Below are 15,959 nucleotides of genomic sequence, written 5' to 3'. Positions count from 1 at the left end.
GTTAAACTCGCCACAAAGATAAATGCCTCAATAGGCGTATGTTTTGTCTTTTAAATCCTCTACATTAAGCTCACTAATGTCGTGCTACAGTAAAGGTGACCAGGACATACATGCAGGAAGCAAAACCAGGTTGTATATCGTGTGACCGCCTTAGAATAATAATCGGGTCACGCTTTAAAAAATCACTAACTTTTTAATATATGAGGAATCTATGTCAGACGCAGTCAACAAGCCGCACTCTGATTCGGATATCGAAAACAAGAGCTATAAAGAGCTGCACCGCCCAGCTTCCGAATTTGAAAGTCGTTCAGATTACCTAGACCACGAACTCCAGATCATGAAGCCTCGCCGCTTTGGTTTAAACCTTCCTGGTCGCGATTTCCGTTTCGAACTTGAAGATTTAGTTCCAGCACTTGCAGGTACTATCGGCATCATCGCGATGTACTCAGCGGTAATGATGTCTTGGGCTGAAGGTCTTACGGCAGCTTGGGATCACGTGAACCTAGGCAAAGAATTCGCTATCGAAGTTGCACGTGTAGAAATGCTTATTCCAGCACTTCTGTTCTGTATTTTAGCTTCAGGCTTTATTAACCCGAAAGCAAACCTTGCCGGTAACCACGGTCCAATGATCCCTCTTATCGGCACAATCGCGCTTGCCGGTGCTCACCCTCTTGCATTGGCAATACTCATCGGTGTCTTTGGTCTGATTCTGAGCCTACTCAAAGGTGGCTCAAAACTGGTTAACCTAACCTCGCAAGGTACCGCGGGTGGTTTGCTTATCTTCCTAGGTTTAACCGGTACAATGAGCCAAATCAACTCGATCCAAGCATGGGCAGTAGGACTACAGTCTGACACTGCAGCTGCTGGTAGCATGGGTTACATTGGTCTGATCGTACTTGCTGTTACCATCGGCCTATATGCGTTCCTAGCAAAAGTAAACAAACGTTGGTTAGCGATTCCAGTGTGTGCGTTTACAGGCCTTGCAATCGCATTGGTTCTTGGCGCAGGTTTTGATATTAAGTTTGTGACTGAAACTGGTCTTCCAAACCTAAACCCTATTTACTGGTGGGGTAGCACTGAAGAAGGTTGGATGCTAGGTCTACCAAATGTAGAACATTTCATTGCATCTCTACCATTCGCGATTCTTGCTGTTGCAATGTGGTCGCCTGACTTCCTAGGTCACCGTATCTTCCAAGAGCTGAACTACCCTAAAAAGTCTGAAAAAGTACTAATGGATGTTGATGACACAATGACAATGTGTTCTGTACGCCAAATGGTTGGTACAGCAGTCGGTGGCGGTAACATCACTTCTTCTTGGGGTACATACATGATCCCTGCAGCGATCGCTAAGCGCCCTATTCCAGGCGGTGCAATCTTGCTTGGTTCACTGTGTATCATCGTTGCAATTCTTGGCTTCCCAATGGATGTGGCTGTTTGGCCTCCAGTTATGCGTGTCGCTCTTCTAGTAGGTGTCTCACTTCCGCTACTTGAAGCGGGTATGCAAATGGTTAAAGATTCTAAAGACTCACAAGCTGCCGGTATCTGTATCTTCGGCTCAGCAGTGGTTAACCCTGTGCTTGCGTGGGCATTAACTATGCTGCTAGATAACAACGGTCTAATTGGTGATAAAGAGCGTGCATCGCGCCTATCATTTGTCGACAAAATTGTTATCCCTGTAGGTGTACTTGTTATCTGTCTAGTTGCTATGCTTGCAGTGGGTATGCTAGAAGGTCAATATGGAATCCCTGCATTCCTATAATCGCTAAATCAGTTGAGAGTCGGCATTCGACTCTCAACTTTTTTTGAGTATCAAGATTTATTTTAAAAAATAATTTAACAATCAGTCCATTTATTGATTTAGTTTAAGGTTTGCAAAATTTTTTTAGTTTACTCTTGAAAGCAAGTTAGTAAGCAACCATATAGAAAGTAGTGACAATATTTATAGTTTTATGACAGCTTTCGTTGATCGATTTTAAAGACTATACATATTGTTATTCATAAGAGTGTACCACCCCAGTGATGGGAACTAGCTGGCTCAACAGTTAGCAAGGTACGTGTTTTTTCTACTAAAAAGGTAGGTATGTCATGGCAGAGCAATTTGCTAAAGCTTGGGAAGGTTTTGCTGAAGGTGATTGGCAAAACGAGGTTAACGTTCGCGACTTCATTCAGAAGAACTACACACCATATGAAGGCGACGAGTCTTTCCTAGTTTCTGAAGGTACTGAAGCTACAAACGTACTTTGGGCTAAAGTAATGGAAGGTATCAAGCAGGAAAACGCGACTCACGCACCTGTTGATTTCGATACTTCTGTTATCTCTACCATCACTTCACATGATGCAGGTTACATCAACAAAGATCTTGAGACTATCGTAGGTCTACAAACTGAAGCTCCGCTTAAGCGTGCAATCATGCCAAACGGCGGCGTACGTATGATCGAAGGTTCTTGTAAAGCATACGGCCGTACTCTAGATCCTCAAGTTTCTAAGATCTACTCTGAGTACCGTAAAACACACAACCAAGGTGTTTTCGATGTTTACTCTCCAGACATCCTAAAATGTCGTAAGTCTGGTGTTCTAACTGGTCTTCCAGATGCTTACGGCCGTGGTCGTATCATCGGTGACTACCGTCGCGTTGCACTTTACGGTGTAGACTTCCTAATGAAGGACAAAGTAGCTCAGTTCCACTCTACTCAAGAGCAACTAGAAGCTGGCGACAACCTTCAAATGACTATGCAGCTACGTGAAGAGCTTCAAGAGCAGCACCGCGCACTTGGTCAAATGAAAGAAATGGCAGCGTCTTACGGCTACGACATTTCTGGTCCTGCGACTACAGCTCAAGAAGCTATCCAGTGGACTTACTTCGGTTACCTAGCAGCTGTTAAATCTCAAAACGGCGCAGCAATGTCTCTAGGTCGTACTTCGACTTTCCTTGACGTTTACGTTGAGCGTGATATCGCAGCTGGCATCATCACTGAAGAACAAGCTCAGGAAATGATCGACCACTTCGTAATGAAACTACGTATGGTTCGCTTCCTACGTACTCCTGAGTACGATGAGCTATTCTCTGGCGACCCAATCTGGGCAACAGAATCTATGGGTGGTATGGGTGTTGACGGTCGTACGCTAGTTACACGTACTAACTTCCGTTTCCTAAACACGCTATACACTATGGGTCCTTCTCCAGAGCCAAACATCACTGTACTTTGGTCTGAGCAGCTACCTGACGGCTTCAAGAAGTTCTGTGCGAAAGTATCTATCGATACTTCTTCTATCCAGTACGAAAATGATGACCTAATGCGTCCAGATTTCGACAACGATGACTACGCTATCGCTTGTTGTGTATCGCCAATGGTTATCGGTAAGCACATGCAGTTCTTCGGCGCTCGTGCAAACCTAGCTAAGACTCTACTTTACGTTATCAACGGCGGTGTAGATGAGAAGCTTAAGATCCAAGTTGGTCCTAAGACTGAAGCAATGACTGACGAAGTTCTAGACTTCGACAAAGTTTGGGCAGGTCTTGATAACCTAATGGATTGGCTAGCTAAGCAGTACGTGACTGCACTAAACGCAATCCACTACTCTCACGACAAGTACAGCTACGAAGCAGCGCTAATGGCTCTTCATGACCGTGACGTTCGTCGTACTATGGCTTGTGGTATCGCTGGTCTATCTGTTGCAGCTGACTCACTATCTGCAATCAAATACGGTCAAGTTAAACCAATCCGTGACGAAGACGGCATCGCAATCGACTTCGACATCTCTGGTGACTACCCGAAATTTGGTAATAACGACGCACGTGTAGATGACATGGCTTGTGAGCTAGTAACTAGCTTCATGAACAAGATCCGTAAGCTTAAGACTTACCGTGATGCAGTACCTACACAGTCTATCCTTACTATCACTTCAAACGTGGTATACGGTAAGAAGACTGGTACTACACCTGACGGTCGTAAAGCAGGCGCGCCATTCGCACCAGGTGCAAACCCAATGCACGGCCGCGATGAGAAAGGTGCGGTAGCATCCCTAACATCTGTAGGTAAACTGCCGTTTGCTGATGCGAAAGATGGTATCTCATACACCTTCTCTATCGTTCCTAACGCACTAGGTAAAGAAGAAGGTTCACAGCGCGCTAACCTTGCTGGTCTTATGGATGGTTACTTCCACCATGAACAAGGCATTGAAGGCGGCCAACACTTGAACGTTAACGTTCTTAACCGCGAAACTCTAGAAGACGCAGTTAAGCACCCTGAGAACTACCCTCAGCTAACAATCCGTGTATCTGGCTACGCTGTACGTTTCAACTCTCTAACAGTTGAACAACAAAAAGACGTAATCGCACGTACTTTCACTGAGTCTCTATAAACTCATTGAATGATTGACCAAAGCCCCGCCAATGCGGGGCTTTATTGTTTCTATCAATCTATTCCCCTCTCTTTAGGCGATACGCCCCACACTTACTCCGTTTGGTATATTTATTGCTAACGTTTCTATCGATTATTCCTGTACTATCACGCTACTAATTTAGTGAAGCATGCACCCATGAAGTTAAACAAAGCACTGCTCTTGCCGTTACTGCTGGCATCCGCAAACACATTCGCCTCTGATAAAACGACCATCGCATTTTCTATCGACAACGACGGCGTATTTGGCGTTGACCAAGACTACACAAACGGGCTGTTTTTAAGCTATACCACCGGTGGAATCACTCCATATTCGATCTTTAGCCCTTTAAGTCTCTCCTTTTGGGGCGGCGCATCTTTGGATAAGTTCGAATTCAGCATTGGCCACAAGATGTACACGCCTTCGGATATCGAAGCTGCAACGCCACTACCAAACGATCGTCCTTATGCGGGATACTTGCATACTGAATTTAACTACATCAGCCTTCACCCTCAGCACTCTCATCGTTTTAACCTAACCTTAGGTACCACCGGCGAAAGTTCACTTGCCGATCAAGCACAAGATATAGTTCACGGCATTACCGGTTCCGATCAACCAAACGGTTGGGCATACCAAGTCGACGACAAGTTCGTTGGAAGCATGGGCTATTTAAGCCACTTTAACCTTTGGCGACAACGTTCTATCGCTAATACCGACTGGGAGATTTCCAACGTATCCGAAGTGAACGCAGGTAACTTCCGCAGTGATGTCTCTACAGGTTTGATGCTACGTTGGGGTTCAGACTTAGGCGGAAGCATGGGGGCGGCAAATATTGACAATGAAAACCCATTTAGAGCCGGCATGCTTGGAGGTTCTCAAGGTGGATGGTTCTTTTTTGCCGGTGCAGAAGCTCGCTACCGTTTTAACGACATAACCATTGAAGGTGAGCGTTCTGGTGTAACAGAATACGCACTGAGCCAAGATCCTGCCCAAGACCCCACTATTTATGATGTTGATCTCGAGCATGTGCAGGCAACAGGTGTCGCTGGTTTCGCATGGTATAACCAAAGCTTTGGCGCCACCTTATCTGCAACGGTTAAAACGCCTGACTACAAAAATGCACCTGAGTCCTTATATGGTACAGGTGCATTTGCAGTCTATGCCTTCTTCTAAATAGTAAATTTCAGGCAGTCTTGGTTTAGGCTGCCTGACCGCTCTTCGACCAAACCACTCACACTCCTTAACTGCTCGTTGTTATCTTCTAGCTCTTTCATTGCTGAGGATATTTGCGTCATGTTGTCTGCCATCGATTGACTGGTTGTCGCGAGTTCTTTAATTGACGAGAAGATAACCTCTGTCTGATGAGACGCCTCGTCGGCTTTTTCGGTAATCAGTTTCAGCGCATCCATCGCTTCATGACCACGCTCTCGCCCTGTGGTCATCGACGTTTCAGATTGGCCGATGTACTGGATCACTTCAGCACTCTCTTTTTTCATGGTATCGATGGTATCGGAGATTTCGGACACAGCGTCTACGGTTCTTACTGCTAAACTTCGTACTTCATCTGCAACCACTGCAAACCCTCGCCCTTGTTCCCCCGCTCTGGCCGCTTCGATTGCCGCATTCAACGCAAGCAAGTTTGTTTGCTCTGCAATTCCGTTGATGATTTCCATAACAGAGTCCACTTTTGACGACGCTTCTTCAAGTTGCTGAATATGGCCCGCCGCTGACGTTAATATGGCACCGACCTCTTCAAGTGAGCCAATAGCGGCCCCAATAACCTTTGCTCCCTCTTCGGCAGCATGAGTAGAAGAACGGGATATTTCTGCGACAAACTCCAACGAATTCGACACCTCTTGGGTCGTCACACTGACTTCTTCGGTGGCAGAAGCAAGCAACTGGGTTTGACCTAATACTTCACTTTGGTGATGTGCAAGCCTGTCCAAACCTTGGTTCAGCTCTGCTGCATTCCCTGACAATGCCTCACTGCTCGACTGCACACCTGAAACGAGTTCACCCAGATTTTCACAACTTTGGTTAATGCTGGTTGCAAGTTGATTAAACTCATCATTGGGGTTTTTCGCTTGTTCCATGCGTTTCGATAAGTCGCCAGTTGAGACTCGATTGAGAACTTCTTTAGTGCGGTTAAGAGAGCGAGACAATGAAGCGCTTTGCATGCCAAAAATAGTAATCGTTAGAATCGCCAACACCACACACGCGACCAATATTGACCAAATCGTTTGAGTAGACGCAGATTCAGCGACCTGTTGATAACGATTACTTATTCCACCCAGCTCGGAGGTAATATCAGTAATCAAAGTAGTCATATTATCTTGGGTTTGGGTAAGCTGTTGCTCAACTGAACCCAGTTGCTGCGAAAGCTCACTGACTCGCGCAAAGGCTGTTTTGTATTGTTCAATCTCTTCTTCATACAACTCCAACATAGCATAGACGTTAGACATGCTTTCAAAGCTCGCCATCGCACGATTGAACAACTTGAGGTTTTCTTCCGTTGGCTGAAGCAGGTAATTTTTCTGTGACTTCACCATCGCTTGAAAGTCAGAATTGAGCGTGACCATGCCCGTTTCAGCGATCTTCTGCTCTATAACAACAGCCAATTGTTTTAGCTGTCCCAGTTTCCCTTCATCAATATTAAAACCCAACTCCTGCTTAATCGTTAACCAAGGCGTGATTGCACTTTTAAAATCAGTCACACTCTGAGTTAACTTATTTGCTTTGCTATTGAGCCCAACTTGATTCAAGAATTCTGAATTGGCCTCAATAGCCACCACAATATCGTTGACCGTATTGAGAGTATCAGAAACTTTAGAGCCACTCATATCCGCTAGATGGCTGCCTAAAGTTAAGACTTCACTTTGAGTTTGGTAAATTGATAACGAGCCTGCAGCGATATCGGCACTACTGTGGTACTGACTTTTCATCTGCGATAATCGCTCAGAAGTAAATAACGCTAGCGATGCAAATCCTATTGTTAAAACAATCAAAAACAGAGTTACTTTTTGCTTTTGAGAGAGAGCAAGCATATCCATATAAAATCCCTTAGCATCAAATAGATGTAAAATGCCAAGCCATAACGTTGTTATTGTTAGTTATTTATTTTTATATTATTTAAACAATTTTATAACATAGATTTTAGCAAATAGGCCTATTTTTTCTCAATTTCGCTTTTCTTACTCAGAACGGCCTCTAGCCCTATTTTGTCCCTACTTTTTGTAATAAAATAACGCACAAATCACTAATACGAGATGAGCTCATGTCAACAACTGGTCGTATTCATTCTTTCGAGTCTTGCGGAACCGTCGATGGTCCTGGTATTCGTTTTATTGTCTTTATGCAAGGTTGCTTAATGCGCTGTAAGTATTGCCACAATCGCGATACTTGGGACACTCATGATGGCAAGGAAGTGACCGTTGAAGAGATCATCAGTGAAGCGAAATCCTATCGCCATTTCATGAACGCATCTGGTGGTGGTGTTACTTGTTCTGGCGGTGAAGCGATGCTTCAGCCTGAGTTCGTTCGTGACTTTTTCCGTGCGGCTCAAAACGAAGGGATTCATACTTGTTTGGATACTAACGGCTATATACGTAAACACACCGACGTCATTGACGAAGTCTTGGAAGCAACAGACCTCGTAATGCTTGACCTTAAGCATATGAAAGATGAGATTCACCACGATTTCATCGGTGTATCGAACAAGCGAACTCTAGACTTTGCTCGTTATCTACAAAAAATTGGCAAGAAAACTTGGATACGTTACGTTGTCGTCCCTGGCTACACAGACGATGAAGAAGCCGCACATATGCTGGGTGACTTCATCAAAGACATGGATAACATTGAGAAGGTAGAGCTGCTTCCATACCATAAGCTTGGCGCACACAAGTGGGAAGCGCTTGGCCTTGAATACCCACTTGAAGGGACTAACCCACCTTCAAAAGAGACAATGGATAAAATCGTGTCGATTCTTGAACAATATCACTCTAACGTGAAATATTGATACCAAGACAACGCTTAATCGTAAAAAATACCAACTTCAACGTTGGTATTTTTGTATGGGGTACTTTTGGAACTCAACGAACTCTTTGCTCTGTTTATCGTGATAGGTTCATTAACCTTGATCTGGAGAGACGTTAAAACTGTTTTACTGATCAAACTGAAGTCAGAGCGTTACTTCCAACACATCACTTTTGGCGTGATGTTTGCGTTGTTCCTACTCTGGTCAGCCGATGCGGGTGTCAAAGAAGGGCTTTCGATTCATTTCCTTGGTTTGACGATCCTCACTCTCATGTACGGCTGGAGAAGTGCTTATGCCATCGCAATTATCGTATCATCGCTTTTGTGTTTCTCAGGGGAGATTTCTGCGGCTGAGTTACCCGAGTACATTTTACTCTCTTGTCTCATACCGATTCTCATTAGCTACATAGTGTTCCTTCTCAGCTACCAATACTGCCCGCGTAACATCTTTGCTTTCATCTTTATCGCTGGATTCTTCAACGGCGGTTTGACTGGGTCACTGCATTTAATTATCAGCGCTTTTTATCTACTGTTCAGTACTGAATACGACTGGCAGACCGTTTACAACAACTACTTGATCTTCACGCCGCTACTCGCATTTCCAGAAGGCCTGCTTAACGGAATGGCCGCAACCATGTTGTGTGTTTTTAAGCCTGAACTTTTGAGGGTATTTTCAGATAGGGACTATATCTACAACCATTATCGCAAGTAGCCTAATAGGCAAACACTGTTAGTCGAAATGAAGATGAATCTTTGTACTTTTCATATTAAATATGTGTTGAGATCATGTTTCATGTCACAAAGAACAGATAACCTAAGCACATTAAAAATGTATTAGATTATTTAGTGAGGCCACTATGGAAATGACAAACGCTCAACGTTTGATCCTATCGAACCAATACTACCTGATGTCGCAAATGGACCCTGCCAATGCAGCGAAATACCAACGTATTCAAACCATTGTTGAACGTGGTTATGAATTGCAAATGACTGAACTAAACAAAGACTATGGCTGCTTAGTTGAGAGCGAGTGCCGTGAAGTCATCGACATCATGGAGATGTATCACGCGATGCAAGAGTCGCACAAAATGCTGTCTGACGACGAACAAAAAGAAGTAGACCAACGCCGTCTTACTTTCTTAGGTTTTGATATTGCAGCTGAAGCACAACTCGTAAATTACGTTCGTTTTCTTGTTGATTCTGAAGGTCTCTACCCTCAATTTGGTAAAGGTGAGCATCATTTCAACGCTCAAATGCCGATGCTAGACAAGTACCGTCGTATGCTTAATACGTGGCGCAACTGTCCTCGCCAATACCACCTATGTGCGAACGAGCTAAAGCAAATCTTTAACGCCTAATCGCTGACAAAGAAACTAAAAAAGGGGGATTCAATATGAATCCCCCTTTTTCATTCCGCTCAATTTAGAATACGTAAGCAACGCCTACGTTTGCGGTGGTATTCACACCACTTTCAATCAGTGGACTGCCCTCAATATCGCCTTCTAGGTTGGTGTATCGTACACCGCCAGTCAGACGAACATTTGGCGTTAAGTGCATATATGCCGCAGCACCAATAAAGAACTGACCATCCCAATCGGCATCGAATTCCAAGCTTGGATCACCTGCACGAGCAGCCTCTTCTGCAGTCACACCATATAAGTGATTATTTAGCTTTTCACTGTTGTATGAGTAACCAATCGAAGGTGTTACACCCCAACCACCGCGACGAATAGGTAAACGCCATGCTGCTTCTGCATATAAACCATTGTGCGTTCGACCAAGATCACTACCAGCTGTCGCTTCGAACATGCCAACCAGTGTAATCAACTGATAGCTCACACCACCCAGAATTGTTGCTTTACGCTCGTCCATTTGTTGGATTGCAAGATTGTCTGAATCTTCTGGTTTCAGCGTACGCGGGTCATAAACAGCACGGAAAACAACGTTTTGTGGCGACCCTACTGGGAACAAACGGTAGCCAGCACTAAAGCCGCGTAAGAACAGGTGCTCACCTTCATAACCAACAACTGGGATAACCGCTTTGTTTGATGGTGTATCTTTATATACCGCAGGAGAGTATGAAGCCGCTACGCCAAGCGACCACTGAGAAATTTTTGCATGAGCAATAGGAGAAGCCATAACCGCTGCTGCGATAAGACCTTTCAACCAAAAAGAATTAGACATAGTGGACAAGTTTTATATAGATGAAACAAATGGACAGCACAATTATATAGAACACCATACATTAGCACAATGGCTAATATACGCTCATCTTCATTCAGTATTGATCATTTAACACACCACTTAAACAACTGATTACTGAACTCAATCGCTCCTGTTATCAGCTTAAATTCATTTGATGAATAATTGCATAAACTGAGCGCTAGCGTGCTTCTGGTCTGACAACCGGATTTTGGTCACAGATTGCAATTAAACACCAGTTTTTTAAGCAAAATTCTAAAAACCAACTAGGCTTTAAATAGAAAGGATTTGCTTTTCTATGCGGGTTTATTGTCAGTTCGACAGGTTCAGAGGGGATTTCATTATGAGTATTTTCGACCATTTCCAAGCACGCTACGAAGCCTCCAAGGATGAGGAACTATCACTACAAGATTTCTTGGCGTTGTGTAAAGACGACAAAAGCGCTTATGCTAACGCTGCTGAACGTTTACTCATGGCTATTGGTGAGCCAGAAGTGATTGATACAGCGCAGGATCCACAATTAAGCCGTATTTTCTCCAATCGTGTGATTTCTCGTTATGACACGTTTAAAGATTTTTATGGGATGGAAGAAGCGATTGAACAAATCGTTTCCTACCTGAAACATGCCGCTCAAGGGCTCGAAGAGCGCAAACAGATTCTTTATTTATTAGGCCCTGTGGGTGGCGGTAAGTCATCACTGGCAGAAAAACTCAAAGCACTCATGCAGCAAGTACCTGTTTACATGCTTTCTGCCAACGGCGAACGAAGCCCTGTGAATGATCACCCTTTCTGTCTCTTTGATGTCAATGAAGATGGTGACCTTCTCAAACAAGAGTATGGCATTGAAAAACGTTACTTACGTTCAATCATGTCGCCTTGGGCAGCTAAGCGTTTGCACGAGTTCGGCGGTGATATTTCCAAGTTTAAAGTCGTCAAAGTTCGACCATCGATTCTTGACCAGCTTGCGATTGCCAAAACTGAGCCGGGCGATGAAAACAACCAAGATATTTCATCTCTTGTGGGTAAAGTTGATATCCGCCAGCTAGAGCACTTCTCTCAAGATGATCCTGATGCCTACAGCTACTCCGGCGCACTGTGTCGAGCAAACCAAGGCTTGATGGAGTTCGTTGAGATGTTTAAAGCACCTCTAAAAGTACTTCACCCTCTGTTGACTGCGACTCAAGAGGGTAACTACAACGGTACTGAAGGGCTGTCTGCTTTACCATTTGATGGCATGATTCTCGCTCACTCTAACGAATCTGAGTGGCAGACTTTCCGTAACAACAAGAACAACGAAGCGTTCTTAGACCGTGTCTACATCGTGAAAGTCCCTTACTGTCTGCGTGTTGCAGAAGAAGTTAAGATTTATCAAAAACTACTTGAGCATTCTGAACTGTCTAAAGCGCCATGTTCGCCAAGCACGCTAGAACTGCTTTCCCAATTCAGCATTCTGTCGCGTCTGAAAGAGCCTGAGAACTCGTCCATTTTCTCTAAAATGCGCGTTTACGATGGCGAGACCTTAAAAGATACCGATCCAAAAGCGAAGAGCTACCAAGAGTACCGTGACTTTGCTGGGGTCGATGAAGGTATGTCTGGTCTTTCGACCCGCTTTGCCTTCAAGATTCTTTCTCGTGTGTTCAACTTCGATCAAACCGAAGTCGCGGCAAACCCTGTTCATCTGTTTTACGTGATTGAACAGCAAATTGAACGTGAGCAATTCCCACAAGAAACCGCCGAGAAATACCTTGAGTTCCTCAAAGGTTACTTAGTACCTCGCTATGTTGAGTTCATTGGTAAAGAAATTCAAACCGCTTACCTTGAATCCTATTCAGAGTATGGACAAAACATCTTTGATCGTTACGTCACTTATGCGGACTTCTGGATTCAAGACCAAGAGTACCGTGACCCAGAAACCGGGCAACTATTTGATCGTTCCGCGTTAAACAACGAACTAGAAAAAATCGAAAAAACAGCAGGTATCAGTAACCCTAAAGACTTCCGAAACGAGATCGTTAACTTTGTTCTTCGTGCTCGTGCCAATAACAATGGCACCAACCCAGTTTGGACAAGTTACGAGAAACTTCGCACAGTCATTGAGAAGAAAATGTTCTCAAATACCGAAGAGTTGCTGCCTGTTATCTCATTCAACACCAAAACTTCTTCAGAAGATCAGAAGAAACACGATGACTTCGTCGCTCGTATGATGGAAAAAGGATACACAGAGAAACAGGTTCGCTTGCTCTCTGAGTGGTATCTACGCGTACGAAAATCATCGTAATAGCAGTGTTATAGCCCATGACAAACCTACCGGGGCTCATGCTCTGGTAGGAGACAGGATGCAAATGGCTTGTCCAATTTTTTAGGACACGTATGAGATAAGGGGTGACTCATGGCGCAATTTATTGACCGACGATTGAACGGCAAGAATAAAAGCGCGGTTAACCGCCAGCGCTTTTTACGCCGACATAAAGAACAGATTAAAGAGTCTGTTGCTGATGCGGTAAATCGCCGTTCAATCACCAATACAGAGACAGGTGAAGATGTCTCTATTCCTCATAAGGATATAAAAGAACCTGTATTCCATCAGGGTAAGGGTGGACTGAAAGAGCGCGTCCATCCGGGTAACGACCAGTTTATTACCGGTGATAAGATTGAACGCCCTAAAGGTGGTGGTCAGGGAGGTGGTAGCGGTGAAGGTGACGCCAGTGCAGACGGTGAAGGCCAAGACGACTTCGTGTTCCAAATTTCAAAAGATGAATACCTGGACATCCTTTTTGAAGACCTTGAACTGCCTAACTTAGAAAAAAACCAAGTAAACAAGATTACCGAGTGGAAAACGCACCGCGCTGGTTATCAAACGGCTGGTGTGCCTGCCAATATCGCCATCGTAAAATCATTGCAGCAATCTCTCGCACGACGCACAGCAATGACAGCGGGCAAGAAACGTATGCTTCGAGAGTTAGAAGAAGAGCTCGACCAAGTGAAGATGTCTGAACCAGCTCAAATGCTCGAAGAGAAACGTCTTAAAGAAGAGATTAAGGATCTACGCCGTAAGATCGACACCGTTCCTTTTATTGATACCTTCGATCTTCGCTTTAAAAATTATGAGCGACGCCCTATCCCATCCAGTCAAGCTGTCATGTTCTGTCTGATGGATGTTTCAGGCTCTATGGACCAAGCAACAAAAGATATCGCAAAACGTTTTTATGTACTGCTTTACCTCTTCCTTACGCGTACTTATGAAAACGTAGAAGTGGTCTTTATCCGTCACCACACTCAAGCAAAAGAGGTGGATGAGCACGAATTTTTCTATTCACAAGAGACAGGCGGCACCATCGTTTCTAGTGCTCTAAAGCTTATGAACGAAATTGTTGCTGACCGCTATCCTGTCGGTGAATGGAATATCTACGCAGCACAAGCTTCAGATGGCGACAACTGGGCTGATGACTCCCCTCGCTGTCGTGAACTACTCACTAAGCAACTGCTACCTAGTTGTCAGTATTACTCCTATATCGAGATCACCCGTCGATCTCACCAAACCTTGTGGCATGAATACGAAAAGCTCGAAGGTGGATTTCCTAATTTCGCAATGAAGAACATACGCAGCGTTGAGGACATCTTCCCTGTATTTAGAGAGCTGTTTAGAAAAGAAAACGCTTAGGGGGCCAGATATGACAACTAAAACGAAAAAGCCAACAAAGAGCAAAGCGCTACCCGATGGTCCTGATTGGACTTTTGACCTACTCGACCGATACCACGTTGAGATTAAACGTGTTGCGGATCATTACAAGCTTGACGCCTACCCAAATCAGATTGAGGTCATCACTTCTGAACAGATGATGGACGCTTACTCAAGTATCGGTATGCCAATTAACTACAATCATTGGTCGTTTGGTAAAAAGTTTATTCAAACCGAGCAAGGGTACAAACACGGACAAATGGGGCTAGCGTATGAAATCGTTATCAACTCTAACCCGTGTATTGCCTACTTAATGGAAGAGAATACGGTGACTATGCAAGCCTTGGTGATGGCTCACGCATGTTATGGGCATAACTCGTTCTTTAAAGGCAATTATCTTTTTCAAACCTGGACCGATGCTAGTTCCATAATCGACTACCTACTGTTTGCGAAGAACTATATCGCCGAATGTGAACAAAAATATGGTGTTCAAGAGGTAGAGGACCTACTCGACTCTTGTCACGCATTAATGAACTTTGGTGTCGACCGTTACAAGCGACCAGAGAAAATCTCTATTGCAGAAGAAAAGTCGCGCCAAGAGGAGCGTGAGGCGTACCTACAATCTCAGGTAAATGACCTTTGGCGTACTGTTCCAAAATCAACGGTTCAAGAGGAAGACCAAAAGGTTCGATTCCCATCAGAACCACAAGAAAACATCCTCTACTTCATCGAAAAACACGCTCCGCTACTAGAACCTTGGCAACGTGAAGTTGTCCGTATCGTTCGCAAAATTAGCCAATATTTCTACCCTCAAAAACAGACTCAAGTAATGAATGAAGGTTGGGCGACGTTCTGGCACTACACCATTTTGAATCACCTGTACGATGAAGGTCTAGTGACGGATCGATTTATCCTTGAGTTCCTTCACAGCCACACCGGAGTTGTTGCACAGCCCGCCTATAACAGCCCCTACTTCTCAGGCATTAACCCTTATGCTCTCGGCTTTGCCATGTTCAGAGACATTCGTAGGATCTGTGAAGAGCCGACGGATGAAGACCGAGAATGGTTCCCAGATCTCGCAGGTAGTGACTGGTTAGAAGCGGTTCACTTTGCGATGAAAAACTTCAAAGACGAGAGTTTTATTAGCCAGTATCTATCGCCGAAACTGATGCGTGACTTTAAGCTATTTGCCATCGTTGATGATGACCGAAAGAACTACATTGAAGTCAGTGCCATTCACAATGACAGTGGCTATAAAGCAATCAGAGAGAAGCTTGCTGCGCAGTATAATTTAAGCAACCTAGAACCCAACATTCAGGTGTTTAATGTTGACGTGCGTGGAGACCGTTCACTAACGCTGCAATATATCCCTCATGACCGTATTCCACTTGATGACGGTTACGACGAAGTATTGAAGCACCTTTACCGCTTATGGGGTTTTGATGTGATTCTAGAAGAGGTGAAAGAGACCGGACGCAGAGAAATCTTAGGCGCTTGTCCAAAACGCAATGACTATGATGCGAAGATATAGACACTGGCTAAATTTAGAAAGGCCCTTACGGGTAATGCCGATCAGTTAAGGGTTAAATGATCGGTTGAACGATCCTTCCAAGGTGTCAAAATCCGAGTGTATTCCATGCACTCGGATTTTTTATGTTTCTAAGAC

At 44.3% G+C, this 15,959-nt stretch carries 11 protein-coding genes; 9 read left to right on the top strand and 2 right to left on the bottom strand.

The window, feature by feature from the left end; genetic code table 11:
- Positions 1 to 211 precede the first annotated feature (211 nt).
- From F0231_RS12010 to F0231_RS12000, 3 genes are all read left to right on the top strand, one after another.
- Positions 212 to 1,759: a DUF3360 family protein gene (locus F0231_RS12010; RefSeq protein WP_171759971.1), complete on the top strand. Its 1,548-nt coding sequence runs from the start codon at positions 212 to 214 to the stop codon at positions 1,757 to 1,759.
- A 326-nt stretch (positions 1,760 to 2,085) separates the two neighbouring features.
- Positions 2,086 to 4,362 carry a formate C-acetyltransferase gene (gene pflB, locus F0231_RS12005; protein WP_171759970.1) on the top strand — a complete coding sequence of 759 codons (2,277 nt, stop codon included), beginning with the start codon at positions 2,086 to 2,088 and terminating at the stop codon, positions 4,360 to 4,362.
- Between the two features lie 177 nt (positions 4,363 to 4,539).
- The gene (locus F0231_RS12000; RefSeq protein ID WP_171759969.1) at positions 4,540 to 5,553 is read left to right on the top strand and encodes a lipid A deacylase LpxR family protein; all 1,014 of its coding nucleotides are present in this window, start codon (positions 4,540 to 4,542) and stop codon (positions 5,551 to 5,553) included.
- Here F0231_RS12000 and F0231_RS11995 read toward each other — a convergent pair.
- A complete protein-coding gene (locus tag F0231_RS11995; protein ID WP_171759968.1) occupies positions 5,550 to 7,430 on the bottom strand; it encodes a methyl-accepting chemotaxis protein in 1,881 nt (626 codons plus the stop codon). The genes F0231_RS12000 and F0231_RS11995 overlap by 4 nt on opposite strands.
- 224 nt (positions 7,431 to 7,654) lie before the next feature.
- On the opposite strand from F0231_RS11995, the gene pflA reads away from it, so the two are divergent.
- From pflA to F0231_RS11980, 3 genes are all read left to right on the top strand, one after another.
- Positions 7,655 to 8,395 carry a pyruvate formate lyase 1-activating protein gene (gene pflA / locus F0231_RS11990; RefSeq protein ID WP_171759967.1) on the top strand — a complete coding sequence of 247 codons (741 nt, stop codon included), beginning with the start codon at positions 7,655 to 7,657 and terminating at the stop codon, positions 8,393 to 8,395.
- 96 nt (positions 8,396 to 8,491) lie between these two features.
- Positions 8,492 to 9,124, top strand: a complete 633-nt coding sequence (locus tag F0231_RS11985) for an energy-coupling factor ABC transporter permease (RefSeq protein WP_367613475.1) — start codon at positions 8,492 to 8,494, stop codon at positions 9,122 to 9,124.
- Between the two features lie 145 nt (positions 9,125 to 9,269).
- A complete protein-coding gene (locus tag F0231_RS11980) occupies positions 9,270 to 9,770 on the top strand; it encodes a YfbU family protein (RefSeq protein ID WP_171759965.1) in 501 nt (166 codons plus the stop codon).
- 64 nt (positions 9,771 to 9,834) lie between these two features.
- Here F0231_RS11980 and F0231_RS11975 read toward each other — a convergent pair whose 3' ends face one another.
- Positions 9,835 to 10,596: a MipA/OmpV family protein gene (locus F0231_RS11975; RefSeq protein ID WP_171759964.1), complete on the bottom strand. Its 762-nt coding sequence runs from the start codon at positions 10,594 to 10,596 to the stop codon at positions 9,835 to 9,837.
- A 361-nt stretch (positions 10,597 to 10,957) separates the two neighbouring features.
- Between F0231_RS11975 and F0231_RS11970 the strand changes: the two genes are divergently transcribed.
- From F0231_RS11970 to F0231_RS11960, 3 genes are all read left to right on the top strand, one after another.
- Positions 10,958 to 12,892: a PrkA family serine protein kinase gene (locus F0231_RS11970; RefSeq protein WP_171759963.1), complete on the top strand. Its 1,935-nt coding sequence runs from the start codon at positions 10,958 to 10,960 to the stop codon at positions 12,890 to 12,892.
- Between the two features lie 111 nt (positions 12,893 to 13,003).
- Positions 13,004 to 14,275 (top strand): YeaH/YhbH family protein, encoded by a 1,272-nt coding sequence (locus F0231_RS11965; protein WP_171759962.1) that lies wholly within the window; start codon positions 13,004 to 13,006, stop codon positions 14,273 to 14,275.
- 10 nt (positions 14,276 to 14,285) lie between these two features.
- Entirely contained in the window at positions 14,286 to 15,824 is a 1,539-nt protein-coding gene (locus F0231_RS11960) for a SpoVR family protein (RefSeq protein ID WP_171759961.1), read from the top strand.
- The last annotated feature ends 135 nt before the right edge of the window (positions 15,825 to 15,959 follow it).

This window comes from Vibrio sp. RE86 (assembly GCF_013114545.1).
In the GTDB taxonomy this organism is placed as follows: Bacteria; Pseudomonadota; Gammaproteobacteria; order Enterobacterales; family Vibrionaceae; genus Vibrio.
The sequence above is the reverse complement of the archived record's forward strand: the minus strand, read 5'-3'. Positions and strand labels throughout refer to the sequence as shown.